General features: G+C 38.5%; 25 protein-coding genes and 1 riboswitch. Of the genes, 12 read left to right on the forward strand and 13 right to left on the reverse strand.

The genetic code is table 11. The annotated features are described in order from the left end of the window. Positions 1-23: 23 nt before the first annotated feature. The 7 genes from HHL23_RS07180 to HHL23_RS07210 form a co-directional block, all read right to left on the reverse strand. Positions 24-614 carry a thiamine phosphate synthase gene (locus HHL23_RS07180; RefSeq protein ID WP_169234129.1) on the reverse strand — a complete coding sequence of 197 codons (591 nt, stop codon included), beginning with the start codon at positions 612-614 and terminating at the stop codon, positions 24-26. Next, positions 611-2422 carry a phosphomethylpyrimidine synthase ThiC gene (gene thiC / locus HHL23_RS07185; protein ID WP_169234130.1) on the reverse strand — a complete coding sequence of 604 codons (1812 nt, stop codon included), beginning with the start codon at positions 2420-2422 and terminating at the stop codon, positions 611-613. Before thiC ends, HHL23_RS07180 begins: the two co-directional genes overlap by 4 nt. Before the next feature lie 25 nt (positions 2423-2447). After that, positions 2448-2654, reverse strand: a complete 207-nt coding sequence (thiS, locus tag HHL23_RS07190) for a sulfur carrier protein ThiS (RefSeq protein ID WP_169234131.1) — start codon at positions 2652-2654, stop codon at positions 2448-2450. A gap of 58 nt (positions 2655-2712) precedes the next feature. Further along, positions 2713-2810, reverse strand: a riboswitch (TPP riboswitch). Positions 2811-2965: 155 nt separating this feature from the next. Then, a complete protein-coding gene (locus tag HHL23_RS07195) occupies positions 2966-3643 on the reverse strand; it encodes an RluA family pseudouridine synthase (RefSeq protein WP_169234132.1) in 678 nt (225 codons plus the stop codon). Positions 3644-3646: 3 nt separating this feature from the next. Then, the gene (locus tag HHL23_RS07200) at positions 3647-3970 is read right to left on the reverse strand and encodes a hypothetical protein (protein ID WP_169234133.1); all 324 of its coding nucleotides are present in this window, start codon (positions 3968-3970) and stop codon (positions 3647-3649) included. Between the two features lie 3 nt (positions 3971-3973). Then, the gene (gene panB / locus HHL23_RS07205; protein ID WP_169234134.1) at positions 3974-4789 is read right to left on the reverse strand and encodes a 3-methyl-2-oxobutanoate hydroxymethyltransferase; all 816 of its coding nucleotides are present in this window, start codon (positions 4787-4789) and stop codon (positions 3974-3976) included. A gap of 62 nt (positions 4790-4851) precedes the next feature. Then, complete coding sequence (locus tag HHL23_RS07210) at positions 4852-5565, reverse strand: Crp/Fnr family transcriptional regulator (RefSeq protein ID WP_169234135.1); 714 nt, start codon at positions 5563-5565, stop codon at positions 4852-4854. 88 nt (positions 5566-5653) lie between these two features. On the opposite strand from HHL23_RS07210, the gene HHL23_RS07215 reads away from it, so the two are divergent. The 10 genes from HHL23_RS07215 to HHL23_RS07260 all read left to right on the forward strand — a co-directional run bounded on the left by HHL23_RS07215 (position 5654) and on the right by HHL23_RS07260 (position 16170). Further along, complete coding sequence (locus HHL23_RS07215; protein WP_169234136.1) at positions 5654-8032, forward strand: heavy metal translocating P-type ATPase; 2379 nt, start codon at positions 5654-5656, stop codon at positions 8030-8032. 109 nt (positions 8033-8141) lie between these two features. Beyond that, the gene (ccoS, locus tag HHL23_RS07220; protein WP_169234137.1) at positions 8142-8369 is read left to right on the forward strand and encodes a cbb3-type cytochrome oxidase assembly protein CcoS; all 228 of its coding nucleotides are present in this window, start codon (positions 8142-8144) and stop codon (positions 8367-8369) included. Positions 8370-8374: 5 nt separating this feature from the next. Beyond that, complete coding sequence (gene ccoN, locus HHL23_RS07225; protein ID WP_169234138.1) at positions 8375-10636, forward strand: cytochrome-c oxidase, cbb3-type subunit I; 2262 nt, start codon at positions 8375-8377, stop codon at positions 10634-10636. A gap of 16 nt (positions 10637-10652) precedes the next feature. After that, positions 10653-10853, forward strand: a complete 201-nt coding sequence (locus HHL23_RS07230; RefSeq protein WP_062652071.1) for a cbb3-type cytochrome oxidase subunit 3 — start codon at positions 10653-10655, stop codon at positions 10851-10853. Between the two features lie 10 nt (positions 10854-10863). Beyond that, entirely contained in the window at positions 10864-11745 is an 882-nt protein-coding gene (locus HHL23_RS07235) for a cbb3-type cytochrome c oxidase N-terminal domain-containing protein (protein WP_169234139.1), read from the forward strand. Positions 11746-11837: 92 nt separating this feature from the next. Continuing rightward, the gene (gene ccoG, locus HHL23_RS07240; protein WP_169234140.1) at positions 11838-13292 is read left to right on the forward strand and encodes a cytochrome c oxidase accessory protein CcoG; all 1455 of its coding nucleotides are present in this window, start codon (positions 11838-11840) and stop codon (positions 13290-13292) included. Positions 13293-13356: 64 nt separating this feature from the next. Beyond that, positions 13357-13809, forward strand: a complete 453-nt coding sequence (locus HHL23_RS07245; protein ID WP_169234141.1) for a FixH family protein — start codon at positions 13357-13359, stop codon at positions 13807-13809. After that, positions 13800-14558: a sulfite exporter TauE/SafE family protein gene (locus HHL23_RS07250; protein WP_169234142.1), complete on the forward strand. Its 759-nt coding sequence runs from the start codon at positions 13800-13802 to the stop codon at positions 14556-14558. Before HHL23_RS07245 ends, HHL23_RS07250 begins: the two co-directional genes overlap by 10 nt. Positions 14559-14574: 16 nt before the next feature. Beyond that, positions 14575-15315: a hypothetical protein gene (locus HHL23_RS07255; RefSeq protein ID WP_169234143.1), complete on the forward strand. Its 741-nt coding sequence runs from the start codon at positions 14575-14577 to the stop codon at positions 15313-15315. A 90-nt stretch (positions 15316-15405) separates the two neighbouring features. Further along, entirely contained in the window at positions 15406-16170 is a 765-nt protein-coding gene (locus HHL23_RS07260; protein WP_169234144.1) for a hypothetical protein, read from the forward strand. Between the two features lie 79 nt (positions 16171-16249). On the opposite strand, the gene serS is transcribed toward HHL23_RS07260, so the two are convergent. Further along, positions 16250-17518, reverse strand: a complete 1269-nt coding sequence (gene serS / locus HHL23_RS07265; protein ID WP_169234145.1) for a serine--tRNA ligase — start codon at positions 17516-17518, stop codon at positions 16250-16252. Between the two features lie 67 nt (positions 17519-17585). Beyond that, the gene (locus HHL23_RS07270) at positions 17586-18110 is read right to left on the reverse strand and encodes a hypothetical protein (protein WP_169234146.1); all 525 of its coding nucleotides are present in this window, start codon (positions 18108-18110) and stop codon (positions 17586-17588) included. 71 nt (positions 18111-18181) lie between these two features. Here HHL23_RS07270 and HHL23_RS07275 point away from each other — a divergent pair, with 71 nt between their 5' ends. Then, positions 18182-19414, forward strand: a complete 1233-nt coding sequence (locus HHL23_RS07275; RefSeq protein ID WP_169234147.1) for an oligosaccharide flippase family protein — start codon at positions 18182-18184, stop codon at positions 19412-19414. After that, a complete protein-coding gene (locus HHL23_RS07280) occupies positions 19401-20009 on the forward strand; it encodes an acyltransferase (protein ID WP_169234148.1) in 609 nt (202 codons plus the stop codon). Before HHL23_RS07275 ends, HHL23_RS07280 begins: the two co-directional genes overlap by 14 nt. 21 nt (positions 20010-20030) lie before the next feature. Here HHL23_RS07280 and HHL23_RS07285 read toward each other — a convergent pair whose 3' ends face one another. The 4 genes from HHL23_RS07285 to HHL23_RS07300 all read right to left on the reverse strand — a co-directional run bounded on the left by HHL23_RS07285 (position 20031) and on the right by HHL23_RS07300 (position 23773). Further along, positions 20031-20519, reverse strand: coding sequence for a hypothetical protein (locus tag HHL23_RS07285; RefSeq protein ID WP_169234149.1), 489 nt, complete (start codon positions 20517-20519; stop codon positions 20031-20033). 103 nt (positions 20520-20622) lie between these two features. Beyond that, complete coding sequence (locus HHL23_RS07290; RefSeq protein ID WP_169234150.1) at positions 20623-21408, reverse strand: (Fe-S)-binding protein; 786 nt, start codon at positions 21406-21408, stop codon at positions 20623-20625. A 63-nt stretch (positions 21409-21471) separates the two neighbouring features. After that, a complete protein-coding gene (locus tag HHL23_RS07295; RefSeq protein WP_169234151.1) occupies positions 21472-22815 on the reverse strand; it encodes a 4Fe-4S dicluster domain-containing protein in 1344 nt (447 codons plus the stop codon). Between the two features lie 7 nt (positions 22816-22822). After that, positions 22823-23773, reverse strand: a complete 951-nt coding sequence (locus tag HHL23_RS07300) for an MlaD family protein (protein ID WP_169234152.1) — start codon at positions 23771-23773, stop codon at positions 22823-22825. Between the last annotated feature and the right edge of the window lie 3 nt (positions 23774-23776).

A 23776-nucleotide genomic window follows, 5' to 3' on the forward strand; every position in this document is an offset into this window, starting at 1 on the left:
TGATGAATACTATTTCTATAAACCTACAACAAAAGGTATTTCTGCCTGCATTTTTTGAATGCATTTAATGGCTGATCACTTTCCCAAACCGCTCCCAAAAGTGCTGCTCCGTCTGCTCCGCTTTCAAAGGTTTTACTGATATTATCTTTATTAATTCCACCCAATGCAATCAATTTGACATCCTGATTATTTCTGTATTTGATATCTTCCATCACAGTAGATTGTTCACCATAACCTTTTTTAGAAATACTCGAAAAAAAAGGACTTACAAATGCATATTTCCATTCTTTTTCCAAGCCATTAAAAGTCTCCATATCATGCACCGAGGTTGAAATAATATATTCGTTTGTATAAGATTTAAAACCTTCGGTTAGCCTATCTGCTTCCCTGAAATGAAGACGGGAAACAGGATACTCCATTATCAGATCATAAAACCCATGTAATACTAATTGAGGATAAAACTGCTCATTAATACCATCCAGGAAACTTTTCATTTCTTCTCTACTAGTCAAAGGTTTCCTGATATGAAGCAAATCCAATCCTTCGTGAAACAGCTGATTGATTATTTCTGTCTCATTTTGAACAGGAGCTTCAGGAGTGATCACAAGGATCATATATAAATTTCTTTTCCTTTTTCAATAAATTCCTGGGACTTATCCAGCATCCCTTTTTCTGCGGAATCCCGGATTTCCTGGGTAATTTTCATGGAACAGAATTTTGGACCGCACATGGAACAGAAATGGGCAATCTTAGCTCCTTCTGCGGGTAAAGTTTCGTCATGATAGGCTCTTGCCGTATCGGGATCCAATGAAAGATTGAACTGATCTTCCCATCTGAACTCAAATCTGGCTTTACTTAATGCATTATCTCTGTATTGGGCACCGGGATGACCTTTGGCCAAATCTGCAGCATGTGCAGCAAGTTTGTAAGTGATTACTCCAACTTTTACATCTTCTTTGTTAGGAAGACCCAAATGTTCTTTCGGGGTTACATAGCAAAGCATCGCACAGCCGAACCAGCCGATCATGGCCGCTCCAATTCCTGAAGTAATATGATCATAACCTGGTGCAATATCCGTTGTCAATGGGCCTAAGGTATAAAACGGGGCTTCATGGCATTCTTCCAGTTGCTTCTCCATATTTTCTTTGATCATATGCATGGGTACATGACCCGGCCCTTCCACCATCACCTGTACATTGTGTTTCCATGCGATCTTGGTCAGTTCACCTAAGGTTTCAAGTTCTGCAAATTGGGCAGCATCGTTTGCATCGGCGATAGAACCCGGTCGAAGTCCGTCTCCCAGAGAGAAGGCTACGTCGTATTTCTTCATGATCTCACAGATCTCTTCAAAATGGGTGTACAAAAAGTTTTCTTTGTGATGATAAAGACACCATTTTGCCATAATGGAACCACCTCTGGAAACAATTCCCGTCACTCTTTTAGCGGTCAGATGGATATATCTTAATAATACTCCTGCATGAATCGTAAAATAGGATACTCCCTGTTCTGCCTGTTCGATCAGGGTATCCTTAAAAACTTCCCACGTCAAATCTTCAGGGACTCCTTTTACTTTTTCCAGAGCCTGATAAATCGGAACCGTCCCAATAGGAACAGGACTGTTTCTGATGATCCATTCTCTGGTTTCGTGGATATTTTTTCCTGTGGAAAGGTCCATGATGGTATCTGCTCCCCAGCGGCAGGCCCAGACTGCTTTTTCCACTTCTTCATCAATGCTTGAGGAAACAGCACTGTTACCAATATTAGCATTAATTTTAACCAGGAAATTGCGCCCGATGATCATCGGTTCACTTTCCGGATGATTGATATTATTAGGGATAATTGCTCTTCCGGCTGCAATTTCATCTCTAACGAATTCCGGACTGATCTTTCCTTTTGGGGTATTGGCGCCAAAACTGTTTCCCGGATGCTGCACTGCCATTTCTCTGGGAACCGTATCCAGTTGTTCAATACGCTGATTTTCCCTGATGGCTACATATTCCATTTCGGGGGTAATGACTCCCTGTTTTGCGTAGTAAAGCTGGGTAAGTTCAAATCCGTCTTTAGCGACCTTAGGTTTGTGATCATACCTGAAACGCAGCTCATCGAGCCGGGAATCTGCAAGACGTGCTTTTCCATATTCTGAAGTGATTCCCTCCAGGACATCTACATCCTTTCTGTCCAGAATCCATTGCTCCCGGATTCTTGGAAGCCCTTTCATAATGTCAATTGATGCATTTCCATCTGTATAAGGCCCCGAAGTATCATAAATGGTTACCGGAGAATTTTCTTCCAGTGTTCCATTGGTAAGACGTGTCGGACTGAGATGGATTTCCCGCATTGCTACGCTGATAGGATGTATTTTTCCTTCAACATAAATTTTCCTGGCGTTCGGAAATGGCGAACATGTGATTGAATGAGCCATAAGTTTTTGTATTATTAAATGAGAATTATCCGCCCTGAGTGGCAGTAATGATTAAAACTGAATCTTTGTCTTTAAGGAGGGTTTCTGTCCAGGCAGACAGTGGAATAATACGGTTGTTCACGGCTACGGCTATCCCTTTTTTCTTTCCGGGTACTTCCATAGCCATCAATTCTTCCAGATTTTCGGGAAGTACTTCAAATGTTTTCGTCGTGTGGTTGATTGTAAGTTCCATTCCTAATTATTTTATATATACTTTAGGAATGGCCATTATTGCACAATAGAATGTACAGCAAAAGTCATTTACTTTTCCCTACGCTGGTATAATCCAGATCAGGTTCAAAGGGTAAAGTCTCAGTCTGCCTATTTGCAGACACCCCTAAAGTTGTGACGAAGGTAGGTATTTTTTGAGAACAGGCAAAATCTAAGTTTTGCTTAAAATAAAAAAGACCATCTCAGAATTGAAATGATCTCATATTATTTTAAAAGTTTTCTATTAAAAAATTGGCTTGCAAAACAAAGATTAAACCTCAAGTACAGCTATTTTTATTCTTCACAAGCTCGCCAGATGGCATCATTCTGTGGAACGGGAGCTATAATTTCTATTTCTTCTTTAGTAACAGGATGAATAAACTCCAGTTTTCTTGCATGAAGATTAATACCACCGTCCGGATTTGAGCGGGGTGCTCCATATTTCAGATCTCCTTTGATCGGAATTCCTGTTTTAGAGAGCTGAGCACGGATCTGGTGATGTCTTCCGGTTTCCAAATCAATCTCAAGCAACATATAATTATCTAATATCTTGATAATATAATAGGTGAGAATCGCTTCTTTGGCACCCTCCGTTACTTTTGTAAAGACACTCGCTTTATTATTTTTTTCGTTCTTCTTTAAATAATGAACAAGTCGCTGGCTCTGGGGAATTATTTCTTTTCCCACCACAGCCCAATAGGTTTTTTTGACTTCTCTGTTTTTGACCATCTGTGTAAGACGGGAAAGTGCCTTGGACGTTTTGGCATAAATGACCAGACCCGAAGTTGGGCGGTCTATACGATGAACCAAACCGAGAAAAACATTTCCCGGTTTGTCATCTCTTTTCTTTATAAAATTCTTAATGGACTCCAGTAAAGATTCATCACCGGTTTTATCGCCCTGAACAAGCTGTCCTACTTTTTTGTTAACGACCAAAAGATGGTTGTCTTCATATACAATCTGCTCTTTCATACATTACGAACGCCTTGGTCTGTTAGTCAAAGAAATAATGATTCCTCCAAGAAGACCGATTGTTTTAAGCATTGAAAGTTTAGAATCTGCCGGTAAAAATGCGCCGATTACACAAAGTGCCGCTGCCGCATACATCCCGTACATAAAATTTTTATTGGGAAGCGATGGTGCCTGAACGAAGAAACTCGCTCCTATCAATACATAAAAAACTTTTCTGGAAAGAAGCTCGTTGATCTCCGGAGAGAATAAATTAAACCAGCCTACCGCCATGCATATAATTGCTGCGATTGATAAAATTCCCTGAAGTGATTGTTGTTGGTTCATCATCAATTAGTAGCTTTCATTTTCGTTAGGAAATTCAACATTTTTCACATCTTTTACATACTGAGCAACCGCTCCTGTAATTTCTGTATAGAGATCAAGATATCTTCTCAAAAACTTCGGACTGAAACCTTTGTTCATTCCTACCATATCGTGGTACACAAGAACCTGCCCGTCACAGTCAGCTCCAGCTCCGATTCCTATGGTGGGAATCGTAATGCTTTCTGATACTTTTTTGGCTAAATCAGCTGGTATTTTCTCTAAAACTATAGAAAAACACCCCAATTCTTCTAAAAGCTGCGCATCGCTGATCAGTTTTTCTGCTTCAGCTTCTTCTTTAGCCCTTACTTTATAGGTTCCGAATTTGTAGATAGACTGGGGTGTTAAACCCAAATGTCCCATCACAGGAATTCCGGCATTGATAATTTTCTTAATAGATTTTGAGATTTCTTTACCACCTTCGATTTTTACAGCATGAGCACCTCCTTCCTTCATCATTCTAACCGCAGACTCCAATGCTTTCTCAGGATTACTCTGGTAGGTTCCAAAGGGAAGGTCTGCTACTACAAGGGCTCTGTCTACTCCACGAACAACACTTTGAGCATGATAAATCATCTGATCTAAAGTGATCGGCAAAGTTGTTTCAAAACCAGCCATCACATTGGCTGCAGAATCTCCTATCAAAATAGCGTCAACACCTCCGGCATCTACCATTTTTGCAGTGGTAAAATCATATGCCGTAAGCATCGTTATTTTTTCCTTGTCGAATTTCATTTTACGCAAGGTTTCAGTCGTAACTTTTTTAATTTCAGAGTGAACAGACATAATGTATCTATTTTTAAAAGTTAAAAAGTCAGCTTTCGCCGACTTAAGTTTTTGTATGATTGTTATAAAACTACGTGACCTAGTTTCATCAGTTTGTCGTGGTTCAGAATTTTGATGTTTCTTCCGTCTACTTCTATAAGACTGTCCTGTTTGAATTCAGAGATCAAACGGATGGCACTTTCTGTAGCGGTACCAATGATGTTGGCAATTTCTTCTCTGGTGAGCGAAATTTTGATAAATCCTTCAGGATCTACCCCCAGTTTCTGTTCCAGAAGGATTAGAATTTCTGCCAGTCTTTCCCTTACTGTTTTCTGTGCAAGGAAGGTAATGGTATTGGATGACTCTCCTAATTCGTAAGAGATTTTCTGAAGCATTGCAAAAGAAAGCTGCGGATCTACTTCCAGAAGATACATGAAAATATCTGCGGGAAGGAAAATGCATTCAATGTCTGTCATAGCCTCTGCCTTTGCCTGGAAATTTTCCCCGCAAAGCAATGAACGATAACCGATGATGTCCCCCTCTTTTATAAATCTTAAAATCTGGTCTTTTCCAAAAGCTCCGGATTTTGAAAGTTTAGCAGCTCCTTTTTCTAAAACGAACACTCCTTTCGGAGTTTCCCCGTCCTCAAAAATAGTATCGTGTTTTTGAAAACTCAATTTTTTTTTGCCGTTAATATACTTTTCAAAATCAGTGCTAGAAAGTCTTTCCTTAAATGATTTATCATTAAAAACTCTGGCGAACCTCTCTTCCATTGCAATCTGTTGTTCCTGCGACATTTTATATGACATTTATCACAAAAATAGAACTTTTTAACGCGATAAACAAAAAAAATTGTTATAATTTTGTAGTTCAATATATTATGAGGTGAGCGAGAACTGTTTTCATTGTGGTCAAGGTATAGAAAAAGAGAGAATTCTGTTTGATGAAAAGACTTTCTGTTGCAACGGATGTAAATCTGTATACGAGATTCTGAATATCAATAATTTAACTAATTTCTACGAACTAAATAAGAAGGCAGGAATTCGTCCCGGTGATGAGAACTCTTCACAGTTTGAATACCTCGATACTCCGGAAATCTTTGAAAAGGTAACGGATTTCTCAGAAGGAAAGACCAGCCTTGTTACTTTTAAAATCCCCGTAATACATTGTTCTTCTTGCATATGGCTTCTGGAAAGCCTTCATACATTGAATGAACATATCAATTATTCACAGGTCAATTTCACAAGAAAGACTTTACAGATTTCATTCAATCATAACGATCTAAAATTAAGCGAACTAGCTGTTTTTTTAACCAATCTCGGTTACAAACCTGTTATCAGCCTTGAAACAGCCGATAAAAATGTAGATCATCTTGATAAATCTCTTCTTATAAAATTTGCAATCGCAGGGTTTGCATTCGGAAACAGTATGTTCCTTGCCTTTCCTGAATATGTAGGTGGCGAAGATTTCTGGATGGAGCATTACAAAGGACTTTTCAGAACACTGATGTTTCTTCTGGCATGCCCGGTTGTCTTTTATTCTGCTTCGGATTATTATAAATCTGCCTGGTATGGTTTAAAAAATAAGATCGTGAATATTGATGTTCCAATCGTACTGGGTATTCTTGTTCTTTTCGGGCGAAGCATTTATGAAGTAGTGACCAATTACGGTCCTGGATATTTCGACACCCTGTGTGGGTTGTTATTTTTCATGCTAATGGGTAAAATCTTCCAGAAAAGGACCTACAGCGCACTATCCTATGACAGGGACTACAAATCATTCTACCCTATCGCCGTTACCAAAGTGGATTTCGAGGGAAAACAGAACAACATCCTTCTTTCCGAAATTAAGGTCGGCGACAGGATTTTGGTAAGAAACCAGGAAATCATTCCAGTGGATGCCATCCTGATCAACGGAGAAGGAAATATAGACAACAGCTTCATCACCGGAGAAAGTGAAAGCATCAGCAAACAGCCGGGTGACAAGATTTTTGCCGGAGGAAAACAAATCGGATCTTCACTAGAGCTTGAGGTGATCAAAGATGTTGACCAGAGTTATCTGACACAGCTTTGGAATAAGGAAGCATTCAAAAAGCACGAAACAGGCCTTGATACACTGACCAACAACGTCAGTAAATACTTCACATTCATTATTTTAGGCATTGCTTTAATCTCTGGGATTTATTGGGCATTTATTGATCTGAAGATTATGTTCCAGGTTATCTCAGCCATACTTATCATTGCATGTCCGTGTGCTCTTGCCTTATCTGCACCGTTCACCTTCGGCCATATTATGAGAATATTAGGCCGTAATAAGTTTTATGTAAAAGATACCTTGACGATCGAAAAGATTGCCAAATTAAATACTATTGTTTTCGATAAAACAGGAACCATTACCCACACAAAAAAGTCCAACATCAGATACGAAGGTGTTGAAATCAGTGATTTTGACCAACTGAATATCAAAACATTATTAAAGAACTCCAATCACCCGCTTTCTAAGTCACTATACGAATTCATAGACGTAAATGATGACTATTTCCCTGTTGAAAACTTCCGGGAGATCTCAGGAAAAGGATACGAAGCAAGGGTAAGAGGGAGCCTTTATAAGATCGGTTCTGCCCGCTATAACAACCAGGAACCTAAAAACCTTGAAACCGCTGTTTACATCAGTAAAAATGATGAGTTTGTTGGTAAATTTATCTTCAAAAATGAATACCGTCCGAAATTAAAAGAACTGTTTACAAAACTTACTTCTTATAAAATATTCATCCTGAGCGGTGATAACTCTTCTGAGGAAAACCAGCTTAAGGAACTGATCCCGAACTACCAGGGAATGGCTTTTAACCAAAGCCCGGAGGATAAGCTGAACTACATCAAGAACCTTCAGGATCAGAATATGAAAGTAGCCATGCTAGGAGACGGACTGAATGATGCAGGAGCGCTTAAACAAAGTAACGTAGGAATCGCTATCTCTGATGACACCAATAGCTTCACACCTTCTTCCGATGTAATCATGAATGGTGATAAAGTAGTGACCCTGGATAACTATCTGAATGTCTGCAAAGGCTCAATCACTATTGTAAAAATGACATTCATAATCAGTTTTCTATACAATATCGTTGGTTTAAGTTACGCAGTTACAGGCCATATGCATCCGCTCTTTGCAGCAATCATCATGCCAATCAGTTCAATCACCGTAGTAACATTTACCACTATTTCCACCTGGATTTTGGGTAGAAAACATTTCAAAAAGCAGGCGTAGAAGCTCTTATTTAGACTGAGTTTAAATTAGCTGAAATCGGCATTTCGTGATGAAAGTCATTATTTTTCACTAAATTTGAACCCCGAAAATAGGTTAATTTTGTTGTCCAATGGATATTCTATATTTAATGATCCTCTGCAGTGTTTCTTTGGCTGCGATTTTCTTGATCGTATTTATAGTGTATGCCCGAAAAGGACAGTTTGAAGATGATGAATCTCCTGCTGTCAGGATTCTTTTTGACAGTGGAGAAATCAAGGAAAAGGATGAAAAAGGCAACAAAAATAAAGACGAGAAAAAAATAGGAGAGAATAATAAAATTGAAGAAAAAAGTGAATAGTTGATATGGAAACACAAAAGTTTAGTTATGACAACAGTATTGTCCGTGCGTTCCTTTATGCGACCTTAGTTTTCGGTCTTATAGGATTTACGTTCGGGCTTACGGCGGCATTAATGCTTTTTTACCCTGAATTACCGGAATTTATATTCGGTACAGATGATACCACCATCAAGAGTCTTGCATCAGGCAATATTCAAGGGTTAATAAACACTCATGGTGCATTTGGTTTTGGTAGAATCAGAATGCTTCATACCAATACCGTAATCTGGGCATTCGTATGTAATATCGTTTATACTGGTATTTATTACTCATTACAGAGATTATTAAAAACAAGAATGTACAGTGATACATTATCCTGGTTACATTTCTGGACTTGGCAGTTTATGATCGTTGCTACGTTCATTACGTTCTTTATGGGGATTAATACTTCAAAAGAATATGCTGAACACGAGTGGCCGATCGACATATTGATTGCGTTCTCATGGATTATTTTCGGGGCCAACATGTTCCTGACGATTGCAAAAAGAAGAGTAAGACACCTTTATGTAGCCATCTGGTTCTATATCGGTACATGGATTGCCGTAGCAATGCTTCACATCTTCAACAACCTTGAGGTTCCTTTATCTTTCACAGGCTGGAAATCTTATTCAGCATATGCGGGCGTAAAAGACGCTATTGTACAGTGGTGGTATGGTCACAATGCGGTTGCATTTGTACTGACAACTCCAGTTCTTGGTTTGATGTATTACTTCCTTCCGAAGGCAGCAGACAGACCGGTTTTCTCTTATAAACTGTCTATTATTCACTTCTGGTCATTAATTTTCGTCTATATCTGGGCTGGTCCTCACCACCTTCAGTATACAGCTCTTCCTGCATGGGCGCAGGCTGTGGGAACTGGTTTCTCTATCATGCTTATCGCACCGTCTTGGGGAGGAATGCTAAACGGACTTCTTACGCTGAGAGGGGCTTGGGACAAAGTAAGGGAAAACCCTATCCTTAAGTTCTTCGTAGTAGCTGTTACATGCTACGGTATGGCAACATTTGAAGGTCCGCTTTTAGCCACTAAAAATATTAACAAAATTGGTCACTTTACAGACTGGGTTATCGGTCACGTACATTTAGGAGCTCTTGGATGGAATGGTTTCATGGCATTCGGGGTTATCTATTACCTGGTACCTATTATGTGGAGAACAAAAATTTGGTCTGTAAAATTAGCTAACTGGCATTTCTGGTTAGGGACATTAGGAATTATTTTCTATGCAGTACCCATGTATATTTCAGGATTTACACAGGGGTTAATGTGGAAGCAGTTCAATCCGGATGGTACTTTGATGTATAAAAACTGGCTGGATACTGTAACGGCGATTATTCCTTACTTCAAAATGAGATTCTTAGGAGGTATATTCTATATTTCAGGAGCTATCTTAATGATTGTTAACGTCATCGCTACGGTAAGAAAAGGTTCATTCCAAAAAGAAGTTCCTGCTGAAGCACCAGCGTTGGCCAATATCGGAAACAAACGTAAAGAAGGTGAAGGTACTCACTTATGGCTTGAAAGAATGCCTGTATTATTAGGTATTTTATCTTTCATCACCATTTCAATCGGTAGTTCGGTAGAGATTATCCCTACCCTATCTTTAAAGAAAAGTGTCCCTACAATTTCAGCAGTAAAACCATATTCACCCCTTGAATTAGAGGGTAGAGATCTTTATATCCGTGAAGGATGTAATGCTTGTCACTCTCAGATGATCAGACCGTTCAGGGATGAGATTACAAGATTCAACGGTAAAAACGGACAGTATTCCAAAGCGGGAGAGTTCGTTTATGACAGACCATTCTTATGGGGTTCTAAGAGAACAGGACCGGATTTACATAGAGAAGGAGGGAAAAACCCAAGTTCTTGGCATTACAAACACATGTACAACCCAAGATCTACATCTGCCGGTTCTATCATGCCTCGTTACCCTTGGTTAATTGCTACCAACCTAGACAGATCTAAAATGGTAGACAAAATGAAGCTTATGAAGAATACGTTTGATGTTCCTTATACTAAGGCTCAAATAGATTCTGCCAATACATGGGCAGACAACCAGGCAACGAAAATTGTAAAAGATATCTTCTCAGAAGCTAATGACCTTAAGGTAGCTTATGCTAAGAGACCTCAGGGAGAATTGGAGAAAAAAGAGATCGTAGCGCTTATCTCTTATCTTCAGAGATTGGGTACAGATATCAAGACTACAGAAATAAAAACAGCAAGTACTAACTAAACATTAAAAGGTTCACATGATTCCTCAGAACTTTAAAGATATATTATCCAATACAGAAAACGCTGGTCTTTACCAGACGCTGGCTCTGATTTTCTTTATGCTATTCTTCGTAGCTCTGGTAATCTATGTTTTTAGCAGGCCTAAAAAATATTACAAAGAGGAGGAAGAGGCACCGCTTGGGGATGATGAGGATGACGATTTTAATTTAAAAAATTAAACTATTTATTATGAAACAAAGAACACCTGTTGTTGTAAACATCTTAATAATAACTGGACTTCTAATAGTTTTTTATTATTTGTTTGTACAGAGCTACTCGTTTCTAGCTTCACCATACTTCTGGGGAACTGTAGTGATCAGTGCTATTTTAGCATACATCCACAGCTCTATTGGAGATTTGATTGAAAACAACAAATTCAAAAAATTATCTCCGGAAGAAAAAGCAGCTTATTTAGCAGAAAAGAAAGTACCATTCCTGAGAAGAATGTATGATGCTGCATTCAAAAAGCAATCTGAAACGGAAGAAAAGGATATCCTTATTGACCACGGTTTCGATGGAATTATGGAATTAGATAATCAGCTTCCAAAATGGTGGGTAGGATTATTCTATTTTGGGACTGCTTTTTGTATTGTATATATTGCAGCATACTCTTTCACAGATTTTGCTCACCCATTGAGCGAATACGAGCAGGAATACAAGGAACAAATGGCAAGTATTGCAAAATATGAAGCTGAACAACCTCCTGTAACGATAGAAACTGCAAAATATTCTGCCGACAATATTGCGGAAGGTAAAGAATTATTCAAAACCAACTGTGCATCTTGTCACAAAGAAGACGGTAGTGGTGGTATTGGACCCAACCTTACAGATAACTTCTGGATCAACCAGCCAGAGAAAACGTTGTTTAAAAATGTTTTCCACATGGACTGGAACGGTTCTCCTACTAACCCTTCGATGAGAGCCTTCGGTAAAAACGGAGAAGTTTCAGGAGCAGAGATTGAGAAGATTGCAGCATATGTATATCACATCAATCAGGAACAATCGCCAGTGACTCCAGCTCAGGGAGGAGCAGCTCCTCAAGGAACTGAAGCGCATTGGGAAAAAGAATAATTTTAAAAGATTAAATCATATGAAAAAAACATAATTTGTTATTAAAAAAATAGTAACGAATTATGTTTTTTCTTTTTTAAACATATTACGAAATGTCAGATATAGAAGAAACAGAAGTACGCGGTGGACAGGGACAGGTTCTGGACCCTGAGACTTACAGAGATTCTATCGGGACAATGGAGCAATCCGGTAAGAGAAGATGGGTATTTCCACGAAAACCAAAAGGGAAATATACCAACTATAGAAACCTTGTAAGCTATGCTTTATTAATTATTTATTTTACGGTGCCATTCATTAAGATCAATGGTAACCCTTTCTTTTTATTCAACGTTATCGATAGAGAGTTTTTCATCATTGGACAGCCTTTCTATCCACAAGACTTTTTTATCCTCACTTTAGGTGCTATCGCATCTTTAATTTTTATTATCATTTTTACGATTGCGTTCGGAAGAATTTTCTGCGGATGGATATGTCCTCAGACAATTTTTATGGAATCTATCTTCCGTAAAATTGAATATCTGATTGAAGGTGACCGAAACAGGCAAATGAAGCTGGACAGACAGGAGTGGAACAGCGAGAAAATCTGGAAAAGAAGCTTGAAATGGACGGTGTATGCTGTTATTTCCTTAATTATCACCCACTTTATGCTGATGTATATTGTTGGGTATGAGGAAATATTAAAAATCATATCTGAAGGGCCTTTTGCTCACCCTACCAATTTTATCATCATGGTGCTGTTTACCTCTGCATTCTACTTTGTATTTGCATGGTTCAGAGAACAGGTTTGTACATTGGTTTGCCCATATGGTAGATTACAGGGCGTTTTGATAGATAAAGATACAATCAACGTTTTCTACGATTTTAAAAGAGGGGAAAACAGATCAAAATGGAGAAAAGGGGAAGACCGTAAGGCTGCAGGAAAAGGAGACTGTATCGACTGCCATCAGTGTGTAGTGGTTTGTCCTACGGGAATAGACATCAGAGACGGACAGCAGCTGGAATGCGTCAACTGTACTGCCTGTATTGATGCCTGCGACGAGGTGATGGAAAAAGTTGGTCTTCCAAAAGGATTGGTACGATATGCCTCTGAGAATGAAATTGAGAATCAGACCGAGTTCAAATTTACCGGAAGAATGAAAGGCTTTGCCGTTGTTCTTGTTTTACTGGTAGGATTCCTGGGATTCCTTCTTTACAGCAGAGGTGAAATGGAAGCAAAATTCATTAAACCGGCAGGAAGTACATTCTTTGTAAGAGATGGGAAGATTACCAATACCTACAATTATACCTTCCTAAACAAAACCAACGAGAAAAAGATTGTAACGATCAAAATTGTTGAGCCTGCTCACGGCGAGGTTATTTACAGTGCTTCCAGCAAAATTCAGGTAGATAGAGACAAAATTTCGAAAGGAACCATCAATATCAGCTTTCCTGAAGATGAAATGAAACTTTCCAAACAGAATATAACCATTGGTGTTTATGATATGAAAGGTAAACTTGTCGATTCTTATCAGACGTATTTCGAGGGGCCATTCAAACTGCAATTTTAATTTAAAAACCTCTGTCATTCAAGAGTCACAGAGGTCCTAAAAACAAATAAAAAATCCGGAAGAAATGAAAAACTTTAGTTGGGGACACGGTGTTGTAATTGCATTATTTGCATTCATTGTTTTTATATTATCCATGTTATTTCTTTTCCCGAACGGGCAGAAGAATTCTGAAATGGTAACCGATAATTATTACGAAGAGGAGCTTAAATACCAGGACGTTATTGATGCTAAAAAGAAAGCGGATGATTTACAGGAAAAACCTGTATACAGTCAGGAAAAAGACGGAATAAAGATTGTTTTCCCAAAAGAATACGACAATACGAATACTACGGCAAAATTTGTTTTAAACAGAACCGACGACCAGAATTTAGACATAAAAAAACCTGTACATCTTGATGCTTCACATTCTTTCATGATCCCTGCACAGGTATTGAAAGTAGGGAACTATACCTTGAGACTGATGTGGACAAAAGATAAAACAGACTACAGAATGGATTATGATGTAATATGGAAATAGGACTCATTTTATCGGCCATTGCATTGGGATTTGCCTCCGGTTTTCACTGTATCGGAATGTGCGGCCCTATTGCTTTATCGATGGGATTGACAAAAAAACAGGCCACCAATTTTTACCTTCAGAATCTGACCTACCAATTCGGCAGAATTTTCACGTACTCTTTATTAGGAGCAGTTCTGGGAATTATAGGAGAAGGTTTTGAGATGGCGGGATTTCAGCAGTATCTGACGATTATTGCAGGAATACTATTGATTATTATGGCTTTGTTTTCGTTTGGAGGAAAGGATTTTGCTTCTAAGATTCCTTTTCTTTCTAAATTTTTGTTTTCCGTAAAATCAAATTTAGGAAAACTCCTGCAGAAAGCAGATTACCGTTCAAGGTTTAGTACGGGAGTTTTAAATGGCTTTCTACCCTGCGGAATGGTGTATATGGCTCTTACCGCAAGTCTGGCGAGCGGAGGAGTGTGGCAGGGAGCTTCATATATGGCCTTATTTGGCTTAGGAACCCTTCCGTTCATGTTTGCAGTAGTTCTTGCCGGAAACCTCATGAATCAGGCTTTCAGAGTAAAGGTTTTAAAAGCCGTTCCGGTGATCATGATCATTTTGGGAGGATTATTTATCCTTAGAGGTTTAGAGCTCGGAATTCCTTATATATCTCCCCGAGCTGAAGCGATGACGATTTCTAAAGACCATAACGGTGCCAACTGTCATATTGAAGGACACGACCACAGTTCGACCAACTGTCATTAATAGAACTAACTAACCCATGAAAAAAATATTCTTCTTACTGATTGCTGCTGCTTTTGTACTGCAATCCTGTATCATTAATTCTGAAATTGTCTATCACAAGGATGCTGCATCTACTTCTGTTACAGATATTGACATGAAACAGTTTATAGCCGAAATGAAGGCCATGACTCCCGACTCTCTGAAACAGCAGAAGGAATTCGGAGACATGGATAAGCTCCCAACGGTCTGGACAAGTATTTTTGACATACAGAAGAAGGAAGGAAAACTGAAGACCCAAGATCCGGACTCCATTAGAATCATGAAAAAAATATTCATGAAAACCAATAAGGAGAATAATGAGCCTGCCGGTTTTTCTTTAAAAATGGAGCACTTTACCAAGGGAGATTATCAAATGCTGAGCAGCTACAACAAAAAGGAAAAGCTTCCGTTTGATCAGAATATTTTCAATGATTGGGATGGAAAAACATTGACGATCAATACCGAAAATTTCAACCTTAAGAATATTGAGGAGACCCTTAAAAGCAAAGCATCAAAAGATGAAGCTGAAAAGGTAGAAGGAATGATCACGATGTTCTTCAAAAGCATCGGAACCACCCTGAAATTTGAAAACAAAATAAAATCTATTACCGGGAAACACGATTGGGTGAAACAAACCGATAATTATACCATTAAAATAGATTACGATCTCAAGGCCATGTATGATAAGGAGGCCAAGCTAAAACATTCAGACAAAAAAATTGTGATCGTTACAGAATAAAATGACCGGCTGAAATTTCAGCCGTTTTTTGTTGGTATCTGTTTTGTAATACATTAGAAAACAGTAAAATTTTTAGCAATGATTAAACAGATGAAGTTTTTATGGCCTGCCATTCTTTTGATAATTCTTCAGTCCTGCTCTATCAATACAGAAACGACCTATTATAAGGATGCTGCAACCAGTATGCAGTCTAATATCCTGATGGATAAAAATGTAATGGGAATGATGAGCATGATGGGGCCAGATTCAAAGAAACTAAGTGAGCTTGATAAGCTGCCTACTGACTGGACAAGTCTTTACAATGTTCAGAAACATGGAAAAGTAACGCTTAATGAGGATTCGGCGAAAGTGCTGAAGAAAGTGTATATGAAAGTGGATAAAGACAAAAACGAGATCGTAGGTCTTTCTCTTAAATATGATAAACTAATGCCTTCTGAGATCACCCAACTTTTAGCCAATGACAAGCGTCTGAAAAAGATCCCTTTACAAGATATTGCAGTCTGGAATGGTCAGTCACTGACTATTAACACGGATAAATTCAATTCTGATGGTATTCTTAAAATGCTGGAAGAAAAAGATTCAGAAGAAAAAACAGTTCCCCAAACCAAAAGCGATTCTATTGAAGCATACGGAAAACAAATGGCTTCCGGAATGGCAGGAATGCTCAGAATGTTCAATCTTACCTTTACCAATACCCTGAAGTTTCAGAAACCGATTAAAAGTATTACAGGAAAACACGATTTCGTCAAACAGATTGATCATAAAACCGTTCAGATCATCATAAGATCCAATGATCTTTTAGACAGTAAAAACCTGATTAATAAGGATAAGAAAGTAGTGATCACTACCGAATAATTCAAGTGTCCAGTAACAAACAAAAATCATCCCCTTCCAAAACTGAAAGGGGATGATGTATTTCTATTAAAATATGATTCTAGTTAATCTGATCAAATCTTGCATATTCTGCAATCTTTTTAGGAATTCTGATTCCTTCTTCGGTCTGGTTGTTTTCAAGCAATGCAGCCATAATTCTCGGAAGAGCCATTGCAGAACCGTTTAAGGTATGTACAAGCTGAGCTTTCCCATCTGTTTTGAAACGGCATTTCAGACGGTTTGCCTGGAAAGTTTCAAAATTAGATACAGAACTTACTTCAAGCCACATTTCCTGAGCTGCACTCCATACTTCAAAGTCATAGGTCATGGCAGCAGCAAAACCTGTATCCCCTCCACAAAGTCTCAATACTCTGAACGGAAGTTCAAGATCTGCAAGGATCTCCTTGATATGTTCTACCATTTCCTCTAATGCAGCATAAGAGTTCTCAGGCTTTTCAAGTCTTACGATCTCTACTTTTTCGAACTGGTGAAGACGGTTCAGACCTCTTACATGAGCTCCGTAACTTCCCGCTTCTCTTCTGTAGCACTGAGAGAAAGCTGTATTTTTGATCGGAAGGTCTTTTTCCTCCAGCAATACATCACGATAAAGGTTCGTTACAGGAACTTCTGCCGTAGGAATCAGATACAAATCATCAATACCAATATGGTACATCTGACCTTCTTTATCAGGAAGCTGTCCCGTTCCGTATCCTGAAGCTTCATTCACAACGTGAGGAGGATTAACTTCCATATAGCCCTTTTCAACGTTTTTATCCAGAAAATATTGAACCAATGCTCTCTGAAGTCTTGCTCCTTTACCCAAATAAACAGGGAAACCGGCACCGGCAATCTTTACTCCCAATTCAAAATCGATCAGGTTATATTTTTTGGCAAGTTCCCAGTGAGGAATAGCCCCTTCTCCAAGGCCTTCCACATCATGAGACTGGTAAATATTCTCGTTGTCTTCCGCAGAAGATCCGCTTTTAACTAAATCAAAAGGAACGTTGGGAATCTGGTATAAAATATCCAGTAAAGCCTTCTCCGTTACATCTAACTGAGCCTGCAGTTCTTTACTCGATTCTTTGTATTGAGCTGTTTTAGATTTTGAGGATTCCGCTTCTTCTTTTTTTCCTTCTTTCATCAAAAGTCCAATTTCTTTGGAAATTTTGTTGATTTCAGCAAGTTGGGAATCTAATTCAAACTGAATTCTTTTTCTTTCGTCGTCAGTAGCGACAGCATCGTCTACCAACCCAAGATTCTTGAATTGTCTTTTTTGAAGACCTTCTAAAACGCGCTCTTTATTGTCGCGTAAAAAATTGACTTGTAACATTTTATTTAGATGTTAAATATTAGATGTTAAACTTAAATACTAAGCTAACAGTTTTACAAATTTAGAATTATTTTATGATAGTAAAGGTATTTATCGCATTAGGTGCATCGGCAGCTTTCGAAAATACGACCTGACCATTGTAACGGACCTCGGAAACCTGGAACAGTGAAGGCGTCCAGCGGTAACGAATTTCCATAGCATCAGTAACGGTAACCACCTGATTGTTCACTGTTCTGCTAAGCGAAAAAGTGAGATTTGATCTGTATGTTTTATTCTCGGGGCTCACAGAATCTAAAATCACCCTTCTCGCTCCTCTCAAATACTCAAAATAGTATAAGGAATCCGTTGTCATTTTAAGAGGGACAGATACTGGAGCAATATCTGCTAATCCATTCGCATCATTCACTGAATAGGCAGTATATGATCCTGTCTTTTTACCGTTCAGCAGATCCTGTCCGGCACTGTTTTTCATATAGAAGTTCATGACCTGATCAATCCTCTGTAAAGATTCATCGTCGCTTCCGCATGAAACCGTTAAAAAAAGTACGGCTATAAGTTTAAGTATGACAATATGATTGAGCTTAGATTTCATCTTCTGTTAATTTTCAATAATTTTTTTTATGCAAATGTATAATTATATATTTGTTCTCGTAATATTTTACCATGTTTTTAAACAAACTCAAAAGATTAAACAGCAGTCACATCACCACCATCTTTAAAGGGAACTTTATTTCTAAGTTTGTTTTGGTGATTGGAGGGCTTCTGCTGGCAAAATATTACGGTTCATCTGAATACGGGATATTCAGTATCTACCTGAGCATCATGAGCATATTTACCGTAGTACTGAGCCTTGCACAGGAACACATGATCATGCTCGAGGGAAATGAGGAGGATGTGAACAATAATTTCAGTGCGGCCGGCATTATTTCAGGGGCAGTTATGATGTTGGCTTTCCTGTTGGTATTTATTCCTTTTGATATTCCTAAAAACATTTTATTTCTTGGGATTTTTACCGGCTTTATTTACTTATTTACCAACAATGCGAAATTCTTACTGGCTAAAAAGAAACTCTTCAAACTGGTTTCCGTTCTGACGATTGTAGATTCTCTGATAAGCTTTCTGTTTCAGGTGGTATTTGTATTTATTAAGATAGAAAACGGCCTTGTGATCGGCAGCCTGATCGGATATATCGCCGCTTTCCTTGCTGCCATTTATTACTCCAGAAAATATTATGTAAAACCAGATTTCAAAAGATACATAGCCAATGCAAAAAAACGGCCGGAGCTTTTTAAATACTCTTACCCTTCCACACTGATCAATGCATTAGGAAATAATATTATGCCGATCCTGATATCGCTTTATTTTGCAGATTCATTGCTTGGAGAATATTCTTTAGCGGTAAAAATCATGTCGGTTCCACTTCTTTTGGTCTCCTCATCCATCGCAACGGTTTACTATCCAAGAGCTGCGGAGATTAACAACAGAGGCCGGAGCAAAAGTGAACTTTTTGCGTATACCAAGAAAATGAGCTTAATGAATTTTTATATCATTTTTGCGCTGTATATCCTCGTCAACGTCGTTGGAATTCCTATACTGGAATTGTTTTTCAATAAAAACTGGGAACATCTTGGTCTGTTTATTTTCCTGATGTCATTTGGATATCTTACCCGAAGCCTTATCAATCCTATTTCAGATATTCTCACGATCCTGAAGAGAAATAATGTAGCCATGGTCTTTAATATTTATCTTTTCCTGGCCAATATTGCCGCTATCCTGATTGGAAAAGAGAAAGGAATCAGCTATCTGGTGGGTATTTTTTCCCTGTTCTTGTTTATAGGTTATGGATTTTTGTACTTTTACATCATGTTTATTCTGAAGAAAAATGAATCCGATTAAAAAATTTATTGAATACCAGATTTTCCATAGAATTAATAATTTTTTCTATCCGGAGTATTACCGCCAAAAATATGACTACCTGCTTCCTCATGTGCTCTTTTTCTATTATTTGGTTCCACAAAAAATACTGAGAATCAATGGGAAAGTTCCATGGCCGGTTCATTTTACTTCGGAAATCAGAGGATACCAGAATATCAAGAAAGGGATTATGTGTGATCCGGGTGATAATCCCAATATTTATATTCAGGCGAATAACGGGATCATTATAGGACACAATGTAGGTTTCGGAGCGGGAACGTCTCTGATATCTGCCAATCATAACCACAATGACCACAGCATTCATGACCAATGTGAGCCTATCACAATAGGTAATAATGTTTTTGTAGGAACGAATTCGGTGATTCTTCCGGGCGTAAAAATAGGTGACAATGTCGTGATCGGAGCCGGCTCTATTGTTGCAAAAGATATTCCTTCCAACTCTATTGCAGTAGGAAATCCCTGTAAGGTTATCAAACAAAAAGAACCTTACATTGAAGACTTCACGAAGACTGTTTTTAACAGAAAACTCCCCGAAGGCATCAATCTAAAGTTCTAGAAGATTGTATTTTATATGGGGCTAAGCAATCCCTGCTGCCCAGCTTTTCTCTAATGGAAGAAGAAAGTGACTTAAAAAGTCCAGGTAGGTATTTTTAGAAAAATCAAAAACCTGGATGTCTTTCGGCAATTCACCGCTTCTCAGTTGAGATTTAAAGTCCTGAAGTTTCAGAGTCTTTACTTCATTATTCTGTATAAAACTAGCTTTCATTCTGTCGAAAAGTCCCAGTTGATACTCGCCGTCGATCTCGCGCATGATCTTCCCTAAGGCATCAATACTGCATCCTGAAGCCATTTCTTTCTCCTCGTCTACACATACCACGATAAACTGATTTTTCTCAATTTTAAAGGAGGAGGCAAGCTGTTTTCCGTGTGCTGCCCAAGTGGCAAGGAAATCGAATAGTTTTTCGGTGATCACTTTAGCCTCTTTGGTTTCAAATGGTCTCGATGCGGGGTATATAATGACTCTGTAGTCGTTGGTTTCTACTATACTAGATTCTTCAATTTTCATATCCTGTCGGTTTTAAAGTATAAAATTAAGAAATATTCCTGAGTTTATAATCAAGAAAAACCCAAGCCTGAGCCTGAGTTTTTAGATATCTTTAATGGATTTTCTATAAATCGTCTGCTTCAGCAAGAAGTTCTACAATATCCTTTACAACTACTTCTTCGTTTTTGTTAAAGTGTTTTACACCGTCTGTCATCATGGTATTACAGAACGGACATCCTGTCGCAATGACTTTAGGCAGGAAAGATAAAGCTTCTTCGGTTCTTTCAATATTGATGTCTTTGTTCCCTTTTTCAGGTTCTTTAAACATCTGTGCACCTCCTGCTCCACAGCATAAACCGTTGGTTTTGCAACGCTTCATTTCTACAAGCTCGGCATCCAGTTTTTCAAGAAGAATCCTAGGAGCCTCATATTCGTTGTTGGCTCTCCCCAGGTAGCAAGGATCATGGAAAGTGATCTTTTTTCCTTTAAAAGCTCCTCCTTCGATTTTCAATCTTCCTTCTTCCATTAATGTCTTAAGGAACTGAGTATGATGCACCACTTCGTAGTGTCCTCCAAGGCTCGGATATTCGTTTTTAAGGGTGTTGAAACAGTGAGGGCAGGCGGTAACGATCTTTTTCACTTCATACGCATTCAGGACCTCAATATTGGTAAGGGCCATCATCTGGAAGACAAATTCGTTTCCTGCTCTTTTCGCGGGATCTCCGGTACAGCTTTCTTCCTGTCCGAGAACAGCGAATTCAACTCCTATTTTATTAAGAATTTTACAAAAGGCTTTGGTGATTTTTTTCGCGCGGTCGTCAAAACTTCCGGCACATCCCACCCAAAATAAAACTTCCGGGGATTTTCCTTCGGCAGCATATTCTGCCATTGTTTTTATATTGAAATCCATTTTTTCAAATTTACGAATATACCAGTTTACCAATGAATTGCTACATTGTTACATTATTTTACATTAATTCTCGTTTGCCCAGTTCAGACGGTCTGCCTGATTATACTGCCAAGGTGCAGCATTGTTTTCTACATTCGTCATCATCAGATTTAGTTCCTGAGGTGCAGCGGACTGCTCCATCACAAGGAATCTTCTCATTTCGAAAATAATAGAAAGCGGATCCAGCAATACCGGACATGCTTCTGTACAGGCGTTACATGTTGTACATGCCCAAAGTTCTTCTTTTGTAATATAATCATTCAGAAGCTTCTTGCCGTCGTCTTCGAATTTTCCGTTTTTGTCTATATTTCTACCTACTTCTTCCAGCCTGTCTCTTGTTTTCATCAGAATCAGTCTTGGAGAAAGTTTTTTCCCTGTGATGTTAGCAGGACATACCGAAGTACATCTTCCGCATTCTGTACAGGAATAGGCGTTGAGTAATTGTACCTGATTCAGGTCAAATATATCTTCTGCTCCAAACTTGGAAGGAACATCTGCAGCTTCTCCTTCAGCCGGTGCGGCATAAGGGTCAGCGTTAGGGTCCATCATCAACTTGATTTCTTTGGTTACAGAGTCAAGATTATTGAATTTTCCTTTTTTATCAAGATTCGCAAACCAAGTGCTTGGAAATGCCAGAATAATATGAAGGTGTTTTGAGTAATAAAGATAGTTCATGAAGAAAAGGATCCCTACAAAGTGGAACCACCATGCGCTTCTTTCAACAAAAACCAAAAAGCCATTGTCAAAACTAAATACTTCCAAGAATGGAACAAACAGCATTTGACTAATCGGAAAAGAACCTACATGATGAAAACCTTCTGCATTTCTTGCCTGCAAAACTAATTCTGAAGCATTCATGCTGAAGAAGGCTACCATTAGAGCAAACTCTATAATCAGAATCCAATTGGCATCGTTTTTAGGCCAGCCAAAAAGTTCTTTCATGGTAAGCCTTTTAACGCCATAGAAATTTCTTCTGATAAAGAAAACAACCACTCCAATGATTACTAAAAGAGCCAGTACTTCCAATGTCGCCGTAAAGAAATTATAGAAACCGTGTCCAAAAATGGAAGCTAAAAATCTGTGGGTTCCAAAAATTCCGTCTACAATAATCTCTATCAATTCAATATTGATAATAACAAAACCAACGTATACAAAAAGGTGGAGAATACCTGCTACAGGACGTTTCACCATTTTGCTCTGGCCCATCGCCACTCTGGCCATGGTTTCCCAGCGCTCTGCTTTCCTGTCGCTTCTGTTGATCTCTCTTCCCAGCTTGATATTTCTGTAAATCTTGAGCAGGCTTTTTGCAAATAGCCCAAATCCAGCAACTAATAAGATCAGAAAAATAATGTTATCGATGTACTGCATAAGGTGATTAGTCTTTATTGTTCTTACCGAAAACCGAGAAATTAATATATCTCTTAGGGTTTGCTTTCATATCTTCAATCAATGAATTCAGGTTTGTAGATGCAGAATTCAGATTATTGTAAAGTTGCTCATCCTTCATTAGCTTTCCTAAGCTTCCCTGTCCACTATCAACTCCTGCAATGACCTGATTAAGTTTTCCTACGGTAGCATCTAAATTGGATATAGCTGCATTCAACTTTTTAGTATCAATGCTTTCTGCAAGATTTCCGTATTTATCCAAAGTTACTTTTCCACTCTGCATGGTAACACTTGCATCATCAAGTACTTTCTGAAGTTTGGGATCATTATGTCCAACCAAGGTATTTACACTTCCTGCTGTAGTCTGTAAAGCGCTTACCGTCTTATTAAGATTCGAAAGCAATGCTTTGATTTCAGCTCTGTTCTGCCCGTCAACCAATAGATTGGCATTAGCCATTAGAGAGTCTACACGATGTAATACTGTTTGCAGCTGATCTTTCACCGGACCTACCTGAGAAGAAAAACTTCCCAAAGTTCCCAATTTGAAAGTACCTTGTAGGGTATCACCGTCTTTTGCCGTCTGGCCACCATACATAAGATTTACCCTCATTTCTTTTCCGGACATAAGGCCTGGTTCAAAGATTTCTAGGGTTGAATTTTTGGAAAACTCGAACTTGTCATCCACCGTAATTTTTACTACAAAACTAATTTTTCCGTCTTTTGCGGTCTTAGGAATGATCTTATCGACCTGTCCTACTTTGAGACCGTTGATGGAAACTGCAGACGACTGAGCCAGCCCTTCTACATTGTCGTATTTTGCGTAAAATATATTATCGGTAGTAAAAAGACTTCTGCCCTTCATGAATTGAAACAACACCACAAAGCCTACAATAGCCAAAAGTGCAATCACACCAGCTTTTAATTCTTTACTGAACTTCACTTG

The organism is Chryseobacterium antibioticum (assembly GCF_012927325.1).
GTDB lineage: Bacteria > Bacteroidota > Bacteroidia > Flavobacteriales > Weeksellaceae > Chryseobacterium > Chryseobacterium antibioticum.

Excerpts from the sequence above, each read along its gene's own strand:
- HHL23_RS07180 (WP_169234129.1), bottom strand. The coding sequence starts at position 614 with ATGATCCTTGTGATCACTCCTGAAGCTCCTGTTCAAAATGAGACAGAA.
- thiC (WP_169234130.1), bottom strand. The coding sequence starts at position 2,422 with ATGGCTCATTCAATCACATGTTCGCCATTTCCGAACGCCAGGAAAATT.
- thiS (WP_169234131.1), bottom strand. The coding sequence starts at position 2,654 with ATGGAACTTACAATCAACCACACGACGAAAACATTTGAAGTACTTCCC.
- HHL23_RS07195 (WP_169234132.1), bottom strand. The coding sequence starts at position 3,643 with ATGAAAGAGCAGATTGTATATGAAGACAACCATCTTTTGGTCGTTAAC.
- HHL23_RS07200 (WP_169234133.1), bottom strand. The coding sequence starts at position 3,970 with ATGATGAACCAACAACAATCACTTCAGGGAATTTTATCAATCGCAGCA.
- panB (WP_169234134.1), bottom strand. The coding sequence starts at position 4,789 with ATGTCTGTTCACTCTGAAATTAAAAAAGTTACGACTGAAACCTTGCGT.
- HHL23_RS07210 (WP_169234135.1), bottom strand. The coding sequence starts at position 5,565 with ATGTCGCAGGAACAACAGATTGCAATGGAAGAGAGGTTCGCCAGAGTT.
- ccoS (WP_169234137.1), top strand. The coding sequence starts at position 8,142 with ATGGATATTCTATATTTAATGATCCTCTGCAGTGTTTCTTTGGCTGCG.
- ccoN (WP_169234138.1), top strand. The coding sequence starts at position 8,375 with ATGGAAACACAAAAGTTTAGTTATGACAACAGTATTGTCCGTGCGTTC.
- HHL23_RS07230 (WP_062652071.1), top strand. The coding sequence starts at position 10,653 with ATGATTCCTCAGAACTTTAAAGATATATTATCCAATACAGAAAACGCT.
- HHL23_RS07235 (WP_169234139.1), top strand. The coding sequence starts at position 10,864 with ATGAAACAAAGAACACCTGTTGTTGTAAACATCTTAATAATAACTGGA.
- ccoG (WP_169234140.1), top strand. The coding sequence starts at position 11,838 with ATGTCAGATATAGAAGAAACAGAAGTACGCGGTGGACAGGGACAGGTT.
- HHL23_RS07245 (WP_169234141.1), top strand. The coding sequence starts at position 13,357 with ATGAAAAACTTTAGTTGGGGACACGGTGTTGTAATTGCATTATTTGCA.
- HHL23_RS07250 (WP_169234142.1), top strand. The coding sequence starts at position 13,800 with ATGGAAATAGGACTCATTTTATCGGCCATTGCATTGGGATTTGCCTCC.
- HHL23_RS07255 (WP_169234143.1), top strand. The coding sequence starts at position 14,575 with ATGAAAAAAATATTCTTCTTACTGATTGCTGCTGCTTTTGTACTGCAA.
- HHL23_RS07260 (WP_169234144.1), top strand. The coding sequence starts at position 15,406 with ATGAAGTTTTTATGGCCTGCCATTCTTTTGATAATTCTTCAGTCCTGC.
- serS (WP_169234145.1), bottom strand. The coding sequence starts at position 17,518 with ATGTTACAAGTCAATTTTTTACGCGACAATAAAGAGCGCGTTTTAGAA.
- HHL23_RS07270 (WP_169234146.1), bottom strand. The coding sequence starts at position 18,110 with ATGAAATCTAAGCTCAATCATATTGTCATACTTAAACTTATAGCCGTA.
- HHL23_RS07275 (WP_169234147.1), top strand. The coding sequence starts at position 18,182 with ATGTTTTTAAACAAACTCAAAAGATTAAACAGCAGTCACATCACCACC.
- HHL23_RS07280 (WP_169234148.1), top strand. The coding sequence starts at position 19,401 with ATGAATCCGATTAAAAAATTTATTGAATACCAGATTTTCCATAGAATT.
- HHL23_RS07285 (WP_169234149.1), bottom strand. The coding sequence starts at position 20,519 with ATGAAAATTGAAGAATCTAGTATAGTAGAAACCAACGACTACAGAGTC.
- HHL23_RS07290 (WP_169234150.1), bottom strand. The coding sequence starts at position 21,408 with ATGGATTTCAATATAAAAACAATGGCAGAATATGCTGCCGAAGGAAAA.
- HHL23_RS07295 (WP_169234151.1), bottom strand. The coding sequence starts at position 22,815 with ATGCAGTACATCGATAACATTATTTTTCTGATCTTATTAGTTGCTGGA.